Source organism: Natronosalvus vescus, assembly GCF_023973145.1.
Classification (GTDB): domain Archaea; phylum Halobacteriota; class Halobacteria; order Halobacteriales; family Natrialbaceae; genus Natronosalvus; species Natronosalvus vescus.
In genome coordinates, this window is the sequence record NZ_CP099546.1 from 2,526,510 (window position 1) to 2,544,750 (window position 18,241).

General features: G+C 62.7%; 17 protein-coding genes and 1 pseudogene. 9 read left to right on the top strand and 9 right to left on the bottom strand.

Features of this window, described 5'->3' with window-relative positions; all coding sequences use genetic code 11:
• The first annotated feature begins 9 nt into the window (after positions 1 to 9).
• The 3 genes and pseudogenes from NGM68_RS12085 to NGM68_RS12090 all read left to right on the top strand — a co-directional run bounded on the left by NGM68_RS12085 (position 10) and on the right by NGM68_RS12090 (position 3,891).
• A complete protein-coding gene (locus NGM68_RS12085) occupies positions 10 to 774 on the top strand; it encodes a VOC family protein (RefSeq protein ID WP_252698450.1) in 765 nt (254 codons plus the stop codon).
• Positions 775 to 1,494: 720 nt separating this feature from the next.
• Positions 1,495 to 1,590: pseudogene (locus tag NGM68_RS18345) on the top strand (surface glycoprotein); the annotation flags it as partial.
• A gap of 162 nt (positions 1,591 to 1,752) precedes the next feature.
• Entirely contained in the window at positions 1,753 to 3,891 is a 2,139-nt protein-coding gene (locus NGM68_RS12090) for a DUF7827 domain-containing protein (protein ID WP_252698452.1), read from the top strand.
• A 691-nt stretch (positions 3,892 to 4,582) separates the two neighbouring features.
• Here the strand turns inward: NGM68_RS12090 and NGM68_RS12095 are convergent.
• Positions 4,583 to 5,959, bottom strand: coding sequence for an FAD-dependent oxidoreductase (locus NGM68_RS12095; protein WP_252698454.1), 1,377 nt, complete (start codon positions 5,957 to 5,959; stop codon positions 4,583 to 4,585).
• Positions 5,960 to 6,052: 93 nt separating this feature from the next.
• Entirely contained in the window at positions 6,053 to 7,342 is a 1,290-nt protein-coding gene (locus tag NGM68_RS12100; RefSeq protein WP_252698456.1) for a TIGR00341 family protein, read from the bottom strand.
• A gap of 129 nt (positions 7,343 to 7,471) precedes the next feature.
• Here NGM68_RS12100 and NGM68_RS12105 point away from each other — a divergent pair, with 129 nt between their 5' ends.
• The 4 genes from NGM68_RS12105 (at position 7,472) to NGM68_RS12120 (ending at position 10,449) form a co-directional block, all read left to right on the top strand.
• Positions 7,472 to 7,756 (top strand): DUF357 domain-containing protein, encoded by a 285-nt coding sequence (locus NGM68_RS12105; RefSeq protein WP_252698458.1) that lies wholly within the window; start codon positions 7,472 to 7,474, stop codon positions 7,754 to 7,756.
• Between the two features lie 215 nt (positions 7,757 to 7,971).
• Positions 7,972 to 8,961: a transcription initiation factor IIB gene (locus NGM68_RS12110; protein WP_252698459.1), complete on the top strand. Its 990-nt coding sequence runs from the start codon at positions 7,972 to 7,974 to the stop codon at positions 8,959 to 8,961.
• 651 nt (positions 8,962 to 9,612) lie between these two features.
• Positions 9,613 to 9,792 (top strand): DUF7836 family putative zinc-binding protein, encoded by a 180-nt coding sequence (locus NGM68_RS12115; protein ID WP_252698460.1) that lies wholly within the window; start codon positions 9,613 to 9,615, stop codon positions 9,790 to 9,792.
• A gap of 420 nt (positions 9,793 to 10,212) precedes the next feature.
• Positions 10,213 to 10,449, top strand: a complete 237-nt coding sequence (locus tag NGM68_RS12120) for a UPF0058 family protein (RefSeq protein ID WP_252698462.1) — start codon at positions 10,213 to 10,215, stop codon at positions 10,447 to 10,449.
• Positions 10,450 to 10,826: 377 nt separating this feature from the next.
• Here the strand turns inward: NGM68_RS12120 and NGM68_RS12125 are convergent, their stop codons facing one another.
• Positions 10,827 to 11,372 (bottom strand): DUF555 domain-containing protein, encoded by a 546-nt coding sequence (locus NGM68_RS12125; protein WP_252698464.1) that lies wholly within the window; start codon positions 11,370 to 11,372, stop codon positions 10,827 to 10,829.
• Positions 11,373 to 11,468: 96 nt separating this feature from the next.
• Between NGM68_RS12125 and NGM68_RS12130 the strand changes: the two genes are divergently transcribed.
• Positions 11,469 to 12,371 carry a DNA-3-methyladenine glycosylase family protein gene (locus NGM68_RS12130; RefSeq protein ID WP_252698466.1) on the top strand — a complete coding sequence of 301 codons (903 nt, stop codon included), beginning with the start codon at positions 11,469 to 11,471 and terminating at the stop codon, positions 12,369 to 12,371.
• 194 nt (positions 12,372 to 12,565) lie between these two features.
• Here NGM68_RS12130 and cruF read toward each other — a convergent pair whose 3' ends face one another.
• The 3 genes from cruF to NGM68_RS12145 form a co-directional block, all read right to left on the bottom strand.
• Positions 12,566 to 13,444, bottom strand: coding sequence for a bisanhydrobacterioruberin hydratase (cruF, locus tag NGM68_RS12135; RefSeq protein WP_252698467.1), 879 nt, complete (start codon positions 13,442 to 13,444; stop codon positions 12,566 to 12,568).
• Complete coding sequence (locus tag NGM68_RS12140; RefSeq protein WP_252698469.1) at positions 13,437 to 14,321, bottom strand: prenyltransferase; 885 nt, start codon at positions 14,319 to 14,321, stop codon at positions 13,437 to 13,439. The genes cruF and NGM68_RS12140 overlap by 8 nt, the downstream gene beginning before the upstream one ends.
• Positions 14,322 to 14,404: 83 nt before the next feature.
• Positions 14,405 to 15,889 carry a phytoene desaturase family protein gene (locus NGM68_RS12145; protein WP_252698471.1) on the bottom strand — a complete coding sequence of 495 codons (1,485 nt, stop codon included), beginning with the start codon at positions 15,887 to 15,889 and terminating at the stop codon, positions 14,405 to 14,407.
• A 165-nt stretch (positions 15,890 to 16,054) separates the two neighbouring features.
• Between NGM68_RS12145 and NGM68_RS12150 the strand changes: the two genes are divergently transcribed.
• Positions 16,055 to 16,780 (top strand): SDR family NAD(P)-dependent oxidoreductase, encoded by a 726-nt coding sequence (locus tag NGM68_RS12150; RefSeq protein ID WP_252698472.1) that lies wholly within the window; start codon positions 16,055 to 16,057, stop codon positions 16,778 to 16,780.
• Between the two features lie 127 nt (positions 16,781 to 16,907).
• On the opposite strand, the gene NGM68_RS12155 is transcribed toward NGM68_RS12150, so the two are convergent.
• The 3 genes from NGM68_RS12155 to NGM68_RS12165 all read right to left on the bottom strand — a co-directional run bounded on the left by NGM68_RS12155 (position 16,908) and on the right by NGM68_RS12165 (position 18,233).
• Entirely contained in the window at positions 16,908 to 17,486 is a 579-nt protein-coding gene (locus tag NGM68_RS12155) for a YkgJ family cysteine cluster protein (protein ID WP_252698475.1), read from the bottom strand.
• A gap of 56 nt (positions 17,487 to 17,542) precedes the next feature.
• Entirely contained in the window at positions 17,543 to 17,725 is a 183-nt protein-coding gene (locus tag NGM68_RS12160; protein ID WP_252698479.1) for a hypothetical protein, read from the bottom strand.
• Positions 17,726 to 17,804: 79 nt separating this feature from the next.
• Positions 17,805 to 18,233: a DUF8009 family protein gene (locus NGM68_RS12165; protein ID WP_252698481.1), complete on the bottom strand. Its 429-nt coding sequence runs from the start codon at positions 18,231 to 18,233 to the stop codon at positions 17,805 to 17,807.
• Positions 18,234 to 18,241 lie beyond the last annotated feature (8 nt).

An 18,241-nucleotide genomic window follows, 5' to 3' on the forward strand; every position in this document is an offset into this window, starting at 1 on the left:
GATTCGGATATGGACGCAACGCTCGATCACGTTATGCTTCGCGTCGAAGACCTCGAGGAATCGCTGGAGTGGTACCAGACGCATCTGGACTACGAGGAGAAGGGCCGCTGGGAGGCCGACACCTTCACCAACGTTTTCCTCGGATCGGCGGACATGCACGACGACGGCTCGCTCCTCGAGCTCACGTACAACCACGACGGCCGGAGCTACGAGATGGGCGACGCCTGGGGGCACATCGCCGTTCGGGTTCCGGAGGACGAACTCGAGTCGAGCTACCAGCAGCTGATGGACGAGGGCGTCGAGGACTACCGCGATCCGGAGTCCTGCGGGAACCGCTACGCCTTCGTTCAGGATCCGGACGGGCACGAGATCGAGATCGTGAAGCGCGACTACGGCGCGAAGTGGTCGCTCGATCACACGATGATCCGCGTCGAGGATGCGACTGAGGCGCTCGGCTACTGGACGCGGACGTTCGAGTACGACGAGATCGGTCGCTGGGAGGCCGACACCTTCGCGAACTACTTCGTGCAGCGCGAGGGGGCGGCCGACGAGGAGATGACCGTCGAGCTGACGTACAACTACGACGGGCGGAGCTACGAGATGGGCGACGCCTGGGGCCACCTGGCGGTTCGGGTCGACGACCTCCACGACGTCTGGGAGCAGGTGCTCGAGCGCGAGAGCGAGGACTATCGCGATCCGGAGTCCTGTGGGGATCGGTACGCGTTTACGAAGGATCAGGACGGGCACGAGATCGAGATCGTGACGCGGGATTGAGGCGGTTTCAGGAGGGTTCGTTTTTTGACGGTGGATCGGTGGCCTCGAGTCCTGTGTTTAACTCTTGGTGCTGGGTTGGCTCGAGTCGCCGTACCGATTCAGGATACAGGGCTGGCTCGAGTTCTCGGTCTGATTCGGTACGCTATGTGGGCTCGAGCATTCGTTCGGGATCGCAGGGACGGGTTGGGTCGTAGCGACATCTCGGCTGCGTAGACGAGTGTCGAGTCTGCGCTCCCGATGGGAGTCGGTCGGTCGCGTCTCCACCCTGATGGGTTTCCCACACTCTCAGACGCGTTCGAAACTGTGAGCGTGCGACGTTCCTGATTGTCTCGAGTCCGGAGACTACACTTTCATTTTCTGATCTCTGGGATGGGAAAAACTACGCAAACCGGTGTTTATATCGCTCGAGCGACGCGTTTTGCCGGTGTTTCGTGCTGTCAGCCTCGCTGAGTGTTTCACGCTCGACAGTCACGGGACTTTATATGTGATCTCGCGGTGATTTGTCGATCACGTCTCGAGTAATACAGGCTTACACTGCTCCTCGAGGCCATTTGTGTGGGTTTCGCACACCCCAGACCCACCACAAAGCATTTATAATTATAGGCCATCGGTATCTAATACCCCTACCCAGGGTGACAGTAGTAAGTAGGGCCTCACACACGGTAATGTGTGATTGGGCACGAACGATACTGTTGCCGTAACAACAATACAACGATAACAATGACAGGAACGAAACAGAAAGTTAGCTCAGCCCTGATGGCTGTGCTGATGGTGCTTTCCGTTGTTGCCATCGGTGGCGCTGCCTTCGCAGGCTCCGCTGCTGCTGCGCACAATGACGGTGAGCGCACAACCACATTTGAGAATATCTCCTCAGATGAGGACTATTACCAGGGACAGACTATCAACGTAACCGAACTCGGTGCTAACGCTGACGCGGTTAACGTCATCGAAGGTACAAGTGGCAGCGAAGGTGACAGAGTGACCACGCTCCGTGTGAGCGATGAGTCCGTCACCCTTAGCTCCGCTCTGACCGAAGACCTCGATGGTCCGTACTACCTCGAGGTTGAGTACGATGACACGACCGCTGACGAAGACTCGAGCACCATGTGGTTCAGTGAGCAGGTCATTGAGGTTGACTGGGACTCTGAGGAAGTCAATGCTGGCTCCTCCGCTACCCTCAGCTACGATGATGTTAGCGACCAGCCACGCGACGAAGTTGACCTCTACGTGAGTGCCGAGGACGCTGACGGCGATGCTGTCAGCGCCGAGGATCTCAACGCAACCTTCGGTGACGCTGCTGACACCATGGAAGACGTTGATGACGCAGTCGTGATCGAGGGTCACACCGCTGACGAACTCGACGCCGACTTCACCGGCTGGGCCGAGGGCGACTACACGTTCACCGTGAGCGTCTCGGACACCACCGCTGAGGACACGGCAGAGATCAGCGTCGGTGAAGCACCTGACTTCGCAACCAGCTTCAGTGCTGACAACTACGACGGTATCACCGGCGACTACGTCGAGTTCACCGTCGAATTCGATGGTGGTGACTCCGCAAACGTCACGATCTTCGACGACAGTGAAGAATACTACGAGGCTAACCTGACGGTTGAGGACGGCAGCGGTGACGGCGAAGTCACCGTCCGTATGAACACGTACCTGGCCGGTCAGGGCGGAACTGATGCCTTCGAAGCTGTTGACGAGGACGACACTGTTACTGTCGAAGACGACAACAGCCTGGAGGAATACGACGATGCGCGCCTCCCAGCAGACATCCTCGAGATGCACGTCTTCCCAGACGGTGAGACGGAGGACGAGGATGACATTGCGTTCATCACGCTCGAAGCCGGCTCCGTTGGCGACCTGAACACCTACGTTGTCTCCGAGCCTGCTGCCGATGACGATCTCGAGGACATCCTCGAGAACGCGCTCGAGCGCAACAACGTCGCTGAAGGTGACCACCTCGTCTTCGAAGTTGAGGCAACCGGTCTCTACGGATACCTCGACGCTGATGACTTCGACGACGACGAAGGTCTCGAGATGATCTTCCAGGACACTGAGGAGCCACGATTCGGCTCGGCTGACTCGGTCAACCTGAGCGACGCTATCTCCGCCGAATGGGCGGAAGTCCACACGGACGCTGACAGCGGCGCGTTCTACGTCGTCGTTGATCAGGAAGCAAGCAACGCTAGCGTTGACCAGACCTGGGACGTGACGTTCAGCATCGACGCTGACGAGAACGTATACCACGACGAGGACGTCGAAGTCTCGGACACCTTCTCGGTTGAAGAGCGCTCCGTCGAACTCGTCGGCGACTTCGACGAGGACGACCGACTCCAACTCACCCATTCCGATGAAGCAGTCATCGAGGGTGAGACCAACATCGCCCCCGGTGGAGACAACGCTGAGTTCCGTCTCCGCTTCGCCGAGAGCGTCGCACGCACGTCCGCTGACGTCAACGATGACGGCTCCTTCGCCGCCACCGTTGACCTGAGCGACCGTGCAGTTGGCGACGAGTTCGAAATCCGAACCACGCTCGGTGACGACCGGATCTACAACGACGCAGTCGTCGTGGACGCCGAGCCTGAGCCAGAAGCTCAGTTCGAAGCCACGCACGACGTAACCGTTGACGAGGACACGGCCAACATCGACGTCGAAGTCTCCAATACTGGTGACGCCGACGGCGAGACCACGGTCGAGTTCGTCTTCGACGGCGAGTCCGTGATCGACGAGGAAGTGTCCCTCGAAGCAGGTGCCTCCGAGGCATTCAGCGAAGCAGTCGCTGACCTCGAGGACGGTACCTACGACTGGACGCTCTCCCTCGACGGTGAAGAACTCGACAGCGGCTCCGTCGACGTCGAAACTGAGGCCCCTGACGATGACGAGGCCCCTGACGACGACGATGACGAAGCCCCTGACGACGATGACGATGACGCGGCACCTGACGACGACGATGACGACGATGCCGCACCTGACGACGACGACGATGACGATGTCGTCGACGACGACGATGACGACGACGAGACCGATGACGACGGTCAGCCCGGATTCGGTGTCGCCGTCGCCCTCGCAGCCCTGCTCGGAGCCGCCATGCTGGCACTCCGCCGTCAGGACTAACGTCGTAACCTAACCACCGGATTCACTCCGGCCCGCGGTTTCACTTTTATTGAACGCTACACTTCGTAGCCGCAGTACTATCCTCCATAGCGACCGCTCACCGCGAGTCCTGGCGTTGCTTCGAGTAACGGGTGCAGGACGTTAGCGAAACCGCACTGTTCCGTCTCGCCGTTTCACCCTATCCGATGACCTAGCCACCGATACACCACTCTCGCCTGCTCGATCCTCGATCGCCCCCAACAGCGGCTCACGTTCGTCCCCGACAGCCGGCTCGAGTGGGTCGATCGCGATCAAGATGGGTCACGCTATCGGATGGCGTGTTCCGCAACTGTTCCGCTATTTTCATTCATCACGCGTACCCGCGCGAGGATCTGAGTCAGGTCGTGATGAATGGACGTGTACGGTGGATCGTGATGAGTAGACGAGTATGATGGTGGAGAGATCGATCAAGTAGCTGTCCATCACACTCGAGCCTCACGCGGACACTACTACAGACACGGTCGGGCACCTAACAGACACGACTAGGAACGCTCCACGGTACACCATCGCAACTGGCACAATTCGGATCGACGGCTCGAGCAACTCGGATCCGACTCGCTACAGTCGCTAACCAGCGTTAACACACGCACCAAACGCGCACCAAATACACACTACAACCGCAACACAAACCGAACCTCGATCCAGGCCCCAATCAGTCGTCGGCCGCCGGCACGTCCGCTGTCTCCTCAAGCTCGCTCTCGCGCTCGCGCTCGAGATACTCTAGATACTCGTCGGCGTCGATTGCCGCCTTCGAGCCCATACCCGCCGCGGTCACGGCCTGCTGGTAGTGGAAGTCGACAACGTCACCTGCACCGAAGATGCCCTCGACGCCCGTCGCCGTCTGGCCGCCACCGTCGCCTCCGCGGGTCTGGAGGTAGCCCTCCTCGTCGAGTTCGACGCCGGTGCCCTCGAGGTACGCCGTGTTGGGGGTGTGGCCGATGGCGAAGAAGACCGCGCCGACCTCGAAGTCGAACTCCTCGGTTTCGGGATCCTCGAGGCGGTCGGTGGGGTGGCCCAGTTCGTTGCGCACGAGGGTGGCGTGGTCGATGCCGTCCTCCGGCGAGCCGTGGATCTCGATCACCTCGGTGTTCTTCATGATCTCGATGTTCCCGTCCTCGACGTGCTCGTGGACGCGGTCGATCCAGTAGTCCTCCGCGCGGAACTCCTCGCGGCGGTGGGCGATGTAGACCGTGTCGGCGAACTTCGTGAGGAAGGAGGCTTCCTCCATGGCGGCGTCACCCCCGCCGACGACGAGCATGTCCTCGTCGCGGAAGAACGCGCCGTCACAGGTCGCACAGGTCGAGAGCCCGTAGCCCATCAGCTCCTCCTCGCCGGGGATGCCGAGGGTGCGGGCGCTGGCACCCGAGGCGGCGATGACGGCGTCCGCGGTGTACAGGTCGCCGTTGGTCAGCTCGACGCAAAACGAGCGGTCGGAGGCGCCGGCTTCGTGGGCGGCGTCACGGCTCTCCGCCCGCTCGGAAACGCGCTGGACGTCGGTGACGATGCCGTTTTTGAACTCGGCACCGAACTGGCGGGCCTGGGCTTTCATGTTGTTCACCAGCTCCGGGCCGCTGATTCCGTCGGGGAAGCCGGGGTAGTTGGCGACGTCGGTCGTCAGGGTAAGCTGGCCGCCGGGTTCGTCGCCCTCGATCACCAGGGGGGCGTTGTTCGACCGACCGGCGTAGATTGCAGCGGTCAGGCCGGCGATGCCCGTCCCGGCGATGAGCAGGCGTCGGTGCTCGACGATCTCGCAGTCGGGGCGTTCGATCCCGAGTTTCTCGTCGAGTTCGCCGGTCTCGTCGAGGGCGCTGGTCTCGTCCCAGCCGCCGACGAGCTCGTCGTCGATGAACACCTCGGGGGCGGTCTTTCGCCCCTCGGCGCGCTCGACCATCTCCTCGAACAGGTCGTCGTCGCCGGTGACGTTGTAGGTCTCGTACTCGATGCCCTTGGCGTCGAAGAGATCCTTCGCCTTCTCGCAGTAGGAACAGTCATCTTTGGTGTAGATTTCGACTCGAGGCTGGTCGCTCATGTTCTACTGTTCGGCGAACACGGCGTAAAGCCTTACGTTCGCGGAGCGCGTTTCCCGCCCGGCCGCCTAGCGGAAGCGAGGCACACAAACGACCTACGTGCCATCCACCTGATCGACAAACTCGACGGTGACGGCGACGTCCCGATCGGTTCGTTCCTCGATGGCGGTTTCGAACGCCTCGACGAGATCGGGATAGCTGACGCCGTCGGGTCGGCGGACGACGATCGTGACCGCATTGGTCTCGGCGAGGTTTGCCCCGGCGAACGTCGACTGGACGTCGACGAGTTCGAGTTCCTCGTAGGCAGGATCTTCGAGCACCTCGCGGGCCTCGTCGTTGACGGCGTGTTCGAAGAGGACGTGCTGACCGAGGACGCCGCCGGTGACGAGGAGGGCCGCCATGAGAATTGCGAGCGCCGGAGCGACGTTCGCGAGGTGTTCTCGGCTGAGGTTGGCCCGGAACGCCCCGCGTGTCCAGTCGTCGGGGCGATAGCCCAGGTACCAGAAGACGAGCAGGCCCGAGAGGACGATCGAGACGGTGTTGATCGCGAGCAGGACGAACGCGCCGAAGGCGACCGTGAGGCCACCCCACGCCAGGCCGATGCCGACGGCGGCGGCCGCGGGGATGAGTGCGGCGGCGATCATCACGCCGACCAACGAAACCGGGAGGGCGGTGGCGAGGCCGAACGCGCCGGCGGCTCCCGCACAGATGCCGACGATCAACGAGAGGAGTCCTGGGGCGATGCGGGTGCTGACCTGGTTGATAGCCGTGATCTCGAGCGTCGTCGGGACGACGCCACCGTAACGAAGGAGCCAGGCGAAGACAAACGCACCCCCCATCGCCGCCACGAGGCCGCTGACGAGCGAGGAGATTCCGCCCACGATCATCCCCCGGTCGTTGAGCACCATCCCGACGGTGCCGGTCAGCGCGGCGCTCACCTGGGGGGCGATGACCATCGAGCCGACGACGATGGCGGGCGAGTCGAGCAGGAGGCCGGCCGTCGCGACGATGGCGCTCAGGACGGTCATCGCGTAGTAAGTGAGCCGACTCGGCGTCATGTTCAGCGCCCGCGTCCGAATCTCCTCGGAGAAGATGCTGTCGTCGGTTTCGGTGCCGCTGACGAACCGCTCCTCGAGATCCTCGATACCCGGCGTCCGGGCGGTTTCGATCGAACTCACGATGACGAACTGATCGTCGATTCCGGCTTCCTCGAGGGATTCGAGCACCTCCTCGACGGCCTGGGTCGGGAGCGGAAACTGGACGAGGACGTCGGCGCTATCCGTGCTGTCCTCGGTGACGACCACGTAATCGATCCCATCGGACTCCAGCGCGGACAGCACCGCCTCCCGGTCGTCGCTCGAGACGAGCACCTCGATGAGTCGCATCGGTGGCGATATCACGCCGAGCGGGATACGTCTTTGGCGCGATCGCATGTGCTGGTGTGACACGGTCATACGGGAGAGGAGATGATCTCGAGTCGACGCGTTTACGGCCGCGTCGGACGTCCAACCAATATGGCCGCAGATCTCGAGGAAAAGACCGATCGCTACGGAACGCTACTCGCGGAGGCCCTCGAGGCAGCGACGGTCGCCCCACCAGCGGAAACACCGATGGCAGTGGCCGCCGAGGAGTGTTACGAGATGGCCGAATCGTACCTCGAGGACGGCCGTCACTTTCGGGACGACGACGATCTGGTGAACGCGCTCGCGGCGTTCTCCTACGGCCACGCCTGGCTCGATGCGGGTGCTCGTGTCGGCCTCTTCGACGTCCCCACGGAGGGACACCTTTTTACTGTCTGACCTGGTGGAGCACGCCAAGTGGCCCCTGCTGGACGCCGTAATTATCAATGATCGATCATCCTATAACCGAAACGCACATAACTGTTCCGGGGACTGTTTATATAGTAGCCGAAAACTTTATATACTTTTCGCCCTTACCATGTGTTAGCTGAGGCGACCGGGTTTTCTTTCTGGTTCCCCCACCCGGCAGCCTTGAGTAACCAACCCGATTCACCATGACAGATACGACACTCCGAACCTACAGTGGCGAGACACAGCGAGAGCAGGAGCCACGGTCGACCGAGAGCGAGCACGAGCACGAAGACGAGAGCGAACACTGCCCCGAGTGTGGCGGCCGGCTCGTCTCCGACAGCGAACACGCCGAGACGGTGTGTTCTGATTGTGGCCTCGTCGTTGAGGAAGACGAGATCGACCGCGGGCCCGAGTGGCGTGCGTTCGACTCCGCCGAAAAGGACAAAAAGAGCCGCGTCGGTGCCCCGACCACGAATATGATGCACGATCAGGGACTGTCGACGAACATCGGCTGGCAGGACAAAGACGCCTACGGCCGCGCCCTCTCGAGCCGCCAGCGCCAGAAGATGCAGCGGCTTCGCACCTGGAACGAGCGCTTCCGCACCCGCGACAGCAAAGAGCGCAACCTCAAGCAGGCCCTCGGCGAGATCGACCGTATGGCCAGCGCACTCGGACTCCCGGAGAACGTCCGCGAGACCGCCAGCGTGATCTACCGCCGGGCACTCAACGAGGATCTGCTCCCCGGCCGCTCGATCGAGGGCGTTGCGACGTCGTCGCTGTACGCGGCGGCCCGCCAGGCCGGCACCCCGCGCAGCCTCGACGAGATTGCCGCCGTCAGCCGCGTCGACCGGATGGAGCTCACCCGCACCTACCGGTACATCGTTCGTCAGCTGAACCTCGAGATCAAGCCCGCTGACCCCGAAAGCTACGTCCCGCGGTTCATCAGCGACCTCGACCTCTCCGACGAGACCGAGCGCCGTGCCCGCCAGCTGCTCGACTCGGCTCGCGAGGAGGGCGTCCACAGCGGTAAGTCGCCGGTCGGCCTCGCCGCCGCCGCGGTGTACGCCGCCGCGCTGTTGACCAACGAGAAGGTTACCCAGAACGAGGTGAGTTCCGTCGCCAACATCTCGGAAGTAACGATCCGGAACCGGTACAAGGAACTGCTCGAGGCCGGCGACACGATGACGGTCTAAGGGTGGCGATACAGTCGCTGTCGATGGTGGTGCAAGTACGGATGTCGATGGCGTGAGCGATTTTGTTTTCGGACGAACGTCCCAACCACCAGTCCAGCATGTGCTCTGACAGCGCTATGCATGGACTGTCCGAGTGCTCTCGAGCGGTCACTGGTGGTTGGTGGTAACTCGTGTGGTCGTTCGTGTCCAGTCCAGTGCTGGGTTCCCCGGACGTACTGACTGGTCTACGACCAATTCGAACATCACGAAATCCCCTGCGGTTCCTTCGGTCACGACACGCTGCCCTCGTTTTCTCCGCTCGCGACAAACTGCCCCTCGTTTTCTCCGTTCGCGAGGACGTCTCTCGCCCGCCGAAAGCGACAGCGACTCCCGGAGTCGAGCGAGTCTGCCCCTTTCGTGGTGATTGCACCGCGTACCGAGTACTCGTGGTCATCTCTGAACACGGCCGTCCAGTGCAATCAAATCGGCCGTAACCGCCACTTACCGCCGAGAAATTCGGACGATAGAGACTCGAGGCTGCCCGAAAGCCGACGACAGACTGCCCAGAAGTGTCGACAGACGGCCCGGAAGTCGACGCCACAGCTACTCGGCGTCGGTGTCGCTGTCAGTGTCGCGGCAACGTTTTTGAGGGTGGGTGTGTATTGCCATAGCATGGTCGAAACGACCGTTCAACTATTGTGTCCTGAATGTGTGAAAGAGTGGCAGGTCTCCCCGGGCGAACTCCCGTCCTCCACATCGATGTTTCACTGTCCGAACTGCCACGCCTCCCGTCGGATGGCCGAGTTCATGCGAACCGATCGTGACCTCCGAACGCTGAAACAATTAGGCTAGCGCTACCGACTCCTGGCAGCGCACACGTTCAGCTAGCACTTCTCGAGCGGCTGGTGCGGGTACTGTCTCCACGTTTCACGTTTCGAGTCACTGTTTCTCTGTTCCGTCGAGTGTCTCCGGTGTGGTGCCAACGGTGTGAACGGTTCCTCCTCGCGCACGCGCCGTGCACGCCAGGATCTGTCGCCGAGACCTGTTCGAGTACGTGACTGTTTCGGCCTCGATTCCGTCGGTTTCCACCAGCACCGGGATAGTAGGGATCGGCAACGAGCTGTTAGGCTGTCCCTGTCAGTGGGTTTCCGTCGGACGTATTTCTCAGTCAAACGGTCTCGAATAATGATATCCTGGGTGGCCATTAACAGGTGCGTGTTAACGCGACTCAAGATAATAATATAACCCTGCAGTGGATAGGATTGCATGGTTATGAAGAAACAAGAGCTCATTCACCTTCACGGCCTTCTTGCCGAAGTATCGAACCACTGTGCCAACTGGGATGACTGTCAGATTTCGCTCGATGAATACGAGTCTCTTGGTATTCGACCGACATCAATTCACAAATCGAAAACTGATCACAAAGCGGCTGTTTTTGCACTTGCGGGGGGAATCACGGAACCGATGCGAGAGGGGGAAGCCGAGGCAGTCGCCGCCACGGCCGACTGAGTTGCCTGTGACACCCTACGCGTAGTCTACAGCCCGAGCGGATGCGCTTTTCTCTCTCCTGTCTTGCCGTGTTCGGTTCGTTCTCAACAAGTGGTGGTGTCTGTAGTACGTCCGTACGATTTCAACCGCTGCTTTCGATCGGTTCGCGGTTTGGACGATCACGACATTGTGGCGGTCTGTAGGTGCTACTGCACGTCTATCCACACCCGATCGCAGACTCATCTTGCGATCGGTGTGTACATCGTTTCGGTTGGTACGATAGCGTTTCGTGAGAACGGTCGTCGAGAAACGGCCCGCGTCACAGCCGTTCGAGTCGAGGTCGTCGGAATACCGTGTTCGCTGGGTTCGTCGTAGGGTTCTCTACCCGGCTTACATGCCTACTCGAGGAGGTCTTCGAACTCGGGGAGGACGTCGTCGCCTTCTTCGTTGTCGGTATCGGTGTCTCCGTTGTCGGTATCGGTGTCGCTGTCGTCGTCGGTATCGGTCGTTTCCGGTTCGTCGATACTGTCGTCGGCTGACTCGGTATCCGCCTGGTCTTCGTCGACTTCGTCGACATTATCGCCATCGCCGTCATCGTCATCGTCGTCCTCTTCGATAACGACGACCGAAAGCACCTCGAGCGGGATATTCGCCAGACGCTGACCGATCTCCTTGCGGGCGATGCGGGAGGCGTGTTCCTCTCGCTCGACGTTGAAGACGGTCATCTCGAGTTCGAGGGCGACGAGAGCCTCGTCGGCGGCGATGAAGGCGGGCGGAAGCTCCTCACCGGAGGGGGAGGTGCGCTCGCCCATGTTGATTTCGACGTAGTTCAGGTCAGGGTTTAGCATCTCGCCAGTCTTCGAGATCGCGATGCGGATTGCCTCGTCTTCCGTCTCGACGTCGTACACCGGCACAGCAGCTTCGACGACAACCCTGCAGTGCATAGGTAGGTATTGTATCGCATGTGGTATGAAGGTTCGCCCGCCGACCATCTTCGACACTTCGAAAGGCCCATGCCCGCCCTCGCTCACGCTCCGGGCATGGAAACGGGCGTCATCTCGAGCGACGAACTCGTGGGTGGTTTCGACCTGTATCTGACCCTCGAGAGCGGGCAGTCCTACCTCTGGACGCGGAACGACGGCGCGATGTACACCGGTGAGCGCACCCCCGAGGCGTGGTACCAGACGGTCGTCGATGGGACGCCGATTCAGGTGCGCCAGCCGACGGGAGCGGCCGACGGGAACGTCGAGTGGCGCTCGAGTACCGACGCCGACCCCCTCGTCCGGCGGCTGTTGCGACTCGAGGACGACCTCGAGGCCATCGCCACCGACGCCCCCGACGATCCGCTGATCAGAGAGGCCTACACGACCCACGACGGGATGCGACTGGTGGCTGATCCGGCCTTCGGCACGCTCATCTCGTTTATCTGTTCGGCGCAGATGCGGGTCGGTCGTATTCACGGCATGGTGTCGACCCTCGCCCGCGAGTACGGCGACGCGTACGCCCTCGGCGGGGAGCCGATCCACGCCTTCCCGACCCCCGAACAGCTCGCGACGGCGAGTGAGGCCGACCTGCGCGACCTGAGCCTCGGCTACCGGGCCCCCTACGTCGAACGCACCGCCGAGATGGTCGCTACGGGCGAGGCTCACCCGGCGGAGGCCCGCGACCTCGAGTACGAGGCCGCTCGCGACTCCCTCACCCAGTTCGTCGGCGTGGGCGACAAGGTGGCCGATTGTGTCCTGCTGTTCGCGCTCGGATTCGACGAGGCGGTTCCCCTCGATACGTGGATCAAGACGGCCATCGCGGAGTATTACCCCGACTGCGACCGCGGGAACTACGGTGACACCTCTCGGGCGATCCGCGAACGTCTCGGCGGTCGGTACGCGGGCTACGCCCAAACGTACCTCTTTCATCATCTTCGAACGGGTGCAGTCGACGCGTAAGGGACAGCCGGGGCACTTGTCGGATCGGAACGCAACCGGTTCCGGTGAACTGCGTCCGTTGGCCACAACTATAGTATTTGCACCATATCGATACAGATAGTGTACTATTATCGCTCAACGCTCGTCGGTTTTGGATAGAGCGTCGACTCGCTCTCGCTCGAGCGACGAAATCGTCTCTGATCGCCGTTGGCTGGTCACTCGCCGACTCGAGCCCGAATCGGGCCCGGAATCGCCTCGAGCACCATCGTCCGATCGTACCGGCCGGTTCGGATCAGGCCGAAACAGAACACTCCGGCGACGCCCGCAGCGATCCAGTTGCCGTACAGGAGGTTGATCGACCCCCACAGCACCACGAAGCTGACCAGGTCGTCGAGGATGAAGCGACAGGAGTGGACGCGCTGGAGCAGCGCCGCCCGGTCGAAGGCGATGTCGACCAGCACGACGGCGACGGTGCCCGAGATGAGCCAGCCAACGTAGTTCGAGACGGGGACGCCGTAGTAGACGCCGGACTCGAACGACCAGAAGCCCACGGCGACGGCGGCGGGGTCGAGCACGAGGTCGACGGCGACGACCGCGGCGATGGCTGCCGGGAGGCGCACGAGGGCGCTCTCCGCATGCGACCTGCACACCAGCAGCGTGAGCAGGTACGCGTTCAACACGAGCGGGATGAAAAACAGCGGGAGCGCAAGGGGCACCTCCCCGAAGAGCATCGGCCCGAGCTGGATCGTGTACTCGAACGCGCCGTAGGGCCAGTCCGTGCGAACACCCACGAGCTCGATCGCGTAGGTGTACGCCGTCAATAGCCCCAGGCAGGCGAGCGCCCACCGGCCGATTCGGGGCAACAGGCCGACGATCAGCGGGGACCGCATCACGAGCGTCCCGAAGAGGATCAACAGCGGGTTGTACGCCAGCGGCGCGGGTAACAACCCCTCTGCGCTGCCGACCAGGGTGATCGCGCCGACGAGGGGAAAGATGACGGCGATGGTAAACCGGTTGTTCGTTATCAGGGTCTCGAGGCGACGCTGGACGGTTGCCCTGTCGACCGTCTCGGATCGTGCGGAGCGATCAGCCATAGAACACCCTCCAGAGCCCGCCCATCGTCAGCGTGGCGCCCACGACGGTGTTGATCGCCGGGAACCACCAGTACGCCCTCGAGACGGCGACGCTCGAGGTGGCGATGGCGACGACGAGCGCGGGGTAGACCGCCATCGCGAGGCCCATGCGATAGTCGATAGCGCCGAAGGCGACAGCGCTGCCGAGCCAGCAGCCCCCGCAGTAGGCGTAGGTTCGCCGTTCGCCGAGTACGGTCGCCGTCGTTCTGATCCCAGCCTGCCGATCCGGCTCGATGTCGGGAATCGCCGAAAACGTGTGCATCCCCATCGCCCACAGCCACGCGCCGGCGACGGCGAGGAGTGGGGGCTGGGTGCCCGCCACGGCGGCGTAGGCGGCAGCACCGGGGACGATGTAGAGCCCGTTCGAAACGGAATCGAGCACCGGCGTCGTCTTGAAGCGCACGGGCGGCGCGCTGTAGCCGGCTCCGAGAGCGAGGAAGAGGGCGATCCAGGGCCAGGACGGACGCGGAAGCCACGGGAGCAAGAGCAGTGGCGCGACGGCACCCACGACGACGGCCACCGGTACGATCCGATGGCCCGCATACCGCGCCTCCCGGTCGTCCTTTTTGGGATTCTCGGCATCGATCTCTCGATCGTAGATGTCGTTGATCCCGTACAGAAAGACGTTCGCCGGGATCAGGAAGTACGCGAACAGCACGATCACCGCCGGCGTGACCAGATCGGTCGGCGTCTCGGCCGCGTAGGCGACCCCGACGAGTACCGGCCCGGCCAGATAGAGCCAGAAGCGTGGTCGGGAGAGCGTGAGCAGGTACGAAAGCTGGTCGACCCAGCGACTCGAGACATCCTGGTCGACCAACTCGTCACGGCGTCCCGTCACGGTGACTCACCGCCTGGGGGTACCAGCACGCGTGACTCGCAGTGGGTCGACGGGACACGGTAGGGTGACGGAACGACCATAGGCTATTCGCCGTGATCCTCGAGCACTTTTTCGGCCGTCAGTTCGCCGCTGATCAGACACATGGGGACGCCGATTCCGGGCGTCGTGTACGAGCCAGCAAAGTAGAGCCCGTCGACTTCCTTCGAGCGATGCGGTGGCCGGAAGAGCGACGTCTGTCGGAGTGTGTGAGCCATGCCCAGCGCCGTCCCCGCGTAGCTGTTGTACCGATCGGCGAAGTCCTCGACGCAGAACGACTCCTCGAAGACGATGCGATCCCGGAGGTCGGTGCCGGTGTTGTCGGCGATGTCCTCGAGTACCTGGTCACGATAGGACGACCGCAACTCGGGGGTGTCCTCGAGGCCCGCGGCGATGGGCACGAGGACGAACAGGTTGGTGTGTCCCTCGGGCGCGACGGTGTCGTCGGTTTTCGAGGGCACACAGAGGTAGTAGGCGGGGTCGTCCGGCCAGGCAGGATCGTCGAAAATCTGTGCGAAGTGCTCGTCCCACCCGGTGGGGAGGACGAGCGTGTGGTGGGCCAGCTCGGGGACGTCTCCCTCGACGCCGAGGTAGAGCAGGAACGCGGATGGGGCGTAGGTTCGCGACGCCCAGTAGTCGGCGGCGTAGCCTCGGCGTTCGGTTGCCAACAGCTCCTGTTCGGTGTGAGCGTAGTCGGCGTTACTCACCACGTAGTCCGCCGTGAGCGGGCCGTCCGGCGTTTCGACGAGGAACGACCCGGCGTGGCCTTTGATCTCGGTCGCGGGTCGTCCCGTCTCGTACTCGACGCCCAGTTCCGAGCCGAGGTCGGCGATGCCGTCGATGACGCCGCCCAGCCCGTTCTCGGGGTACCAGACGCCCAAGTTGAAATCGACGTGACTCATCAGGTTGTACAGCGCGGGCGTGTTCCTCGGAGAGCCGCCGAGAAACACCAGCGTGTACTGCATGATCTGCTGGAGCTTCGGGTGGTCGAAGTATTTCTCGACGTGGCCCTGCATCGAGCCCAGTAACGAGAGCCCGCGGGCCTGACGGGCCACGTCCAGATCCAGGTAATCGCGCAGTCGTTCCCGATCCTCGTAGACGAAGTGTTTCATCCCGACCTCGTAGTTCTCTCGGGACGTCTCGAGGTAGCGTTCCAGAGCGTCGCCAGCACCGTCTTCGTACGCCTCGAACACGTCCTTCGTCCGCTCGAGGTCGGGCGTGATGTCGACTCGATCCCCGTCCTTGAAGAAGATCCGATAGTGGGGGTCGAGGTGGGTCAACTCGTAGTAGTCCGCGGGCGTCCGATCGAAGGTCGCGAAAAAGCGCTCGAAGACGTCGGGCATCAGGTACCACGACGGCCCCATGTCGAAGCGAAAGCCGGCTTCCTCAAGGCGACTTGCCCGGCCGCCGAGCTGGTCGTTCTTCTCGATCACCCGGACAGTCGCACCGGCGTCGGCGAGGTAACACGCCGTCGACAGTCCACCGATTCCAGCGCCGATGACGACGACCGACGCTCCCGCCAGCGATTGCATGGTCGTCTGTGGTCTCGGCTAGTTGATAAACCTGTGTCATACTTTGGGAGGGGTGGTATAAACACGCGTAGGGAGCGCGACCATACACAGCGAGGGATGGAACCCAGTCGACGCTCACCAGCCGGTATCCGGTGGCTTGGTATTCCCGGCCGTCCTCGAGCCCGTATGGACGAATCAACTGTCGTCGTCACCGGCGGCACGGGCGGCATCGGCAGCGCGGTGGCAGCGGCGTTTCTCGAAGCGGGCGCGACGGTCGTCATCGGTGCTCGAGACGCCGCCGAAATCGAGGAAACGGTCGACTCGCTGGCTAGCGATGGCGACGGTGACGGTGACGATGACGGGCACCCACAGATCGAGGGGCTCCGAACCGACGTCCGCGACGAGTTCGACCTCGAGCGCCTGATGGAGACTGCCTCGAGAGCAGGAAAAACGGGCGGCATCGACGTCGTCGCCGCCTGCGCGGGCGTCTACCACGGAACGCCGGGCGAGACCCCCAGCGATAGCGAGCCCTACAGCCGGTTCGACGATCACCTGGCGACGAACGCGAGAGGTGTGTTCGGAACGATCACCGAAGCGCTTCCCCACCTGAACGAGGGGGCTCGCGTCCTCGTCCCCACGGGGGCCGTTGCCCGCGAGGCCAAACCGGGCTACGGCTCCTACGCGATGTCGAAAGCCGCCGCCGAGGCCGTCGTGCGGGGATTCGCCGCCGACACCGATTTCGTCGTGGGCTGTCTCGAGCCGGGCCAGCTCGCCACGGAGCTGACGAACGGGCATGGCCGCGACCCCGAGACGGTTGCTGGGATGTTCGTCTGGGCGGCGACCGAGTGCATTCCGGCGACGTTGGATGGTGCCGTCGTCGATCTGAAAACGTGGAAGCAGGCGACGCGGTAGCGGGTACTCGTCGTTCACCGTTTGCTGGTGGACGTTCGCCGTTCACCGTTCGTGGCTCGTCATTTGCCGTTCGTTACGCTCTGCTCGAGCGAATACGTCAGACTTCTCGAATTCGAACCAGGAACCGCTACAGCGTCCGATCGCTGTCCGGATTCTCGAGCTCCCACAGCAGTTCGGGTAAAAACGCCTCGAGGTTGTCGATCACCCGTCGGTCGCTCACGTCCAGTCCCTCGCAGTGGTCGTGAGCCGACTCCCTGATGTCGACGTGGAGACCGTCGTCCTCGAGCCAGACCCCGAGGGGGAACACCGAACACCGCGTCGGCTTCCAGTCGTGCTCGAGGTGGAGCGAACACAGTCCGTCCTCGCGGAGAAATGCACAGGCCTGGCCGTCCTCGGCGACGTGCTCCTCGCGTTCTTTTTCCTCGCGGGTGACGAACGGCTCACCTCGAAACTGGGTCGTCGTCTCCGCAAGGTTCGCCCGCTGGGCCAGCTCGAGGAGGTCGCGGTCGTACAGCAACACGCCGTGGTGACAACACCAGGTACAGTCTTCGACGCACTCGAAGGTGAGGTCGGGATCGAACTCGACGACGACCTCGCGGTCGGGGTAGACTTCGACGCGGCGGTTCCCGTCGTCGTCACTCGAGGCCTTCGTTGCACCATCGCCATCACTCGAGCTATTCCTCGCCTCGTCGCCGTCGGTGGACACGGCTGGACGCAGGGGTTCCGCAGGGAAGTGCCTTTGCTCTGCCCCTCGTGATCCACTCACTCACCGACGACCAGGTACGTGCGCGAACCGCGGTGCTCGAGGGAGACGTCGTCGGTGTCGACACTGGTGCGGACGAACTCCTGGACACCAATCGCGTCGAGGTCGCTCACGTCGATTCGCCGGGCTGTCGCCTGGCTCGAGTCAGTTTCGTCGCCATCGATCATCGATACGCTGTGCATACTCGGGCATTCGACCGACGGTATGTGAAGTCGATCCGTCCAGAGTGAAAGTGAAAGTAGCCGACTGGGTCTGGAACGGTCACGACTGTCCCAGCACCGACACCGAGACCCGGTGGCTCCCGGTATCGGTCTCGAGGTCGACCGCACCGACGATCGCTGCCCGCGCTCGCCGTCGCCAGGCATCGAGCGCGTCGGCGTGGCGCTCGCGGACGGTCTCGGGATCGGCCGACTCGTCCATCGTCGCGGCGACGGACTCGAGCGTCGGATAGGCGTCGACGGCCTCGTCCTCGAGCAGCCGCTCTGGCTCGAGGTGAATCGCTCCCGTTTCAGGCGAGTCGTCGACCTGGAACACGTGCAGACGGGCGCGCATCCGACCGTGAAACGGTGGCGTCACTCGAAGGACGGCCTCGCCAGGGTTCTCACGGGTGTAGCCGAACGCGTCGACGACGTCCTCAGCGGTGACCGCGAGCGAGCGAATCGGCGTCGAATCGTCGCGTTCGTCCGCCATCACTGGAG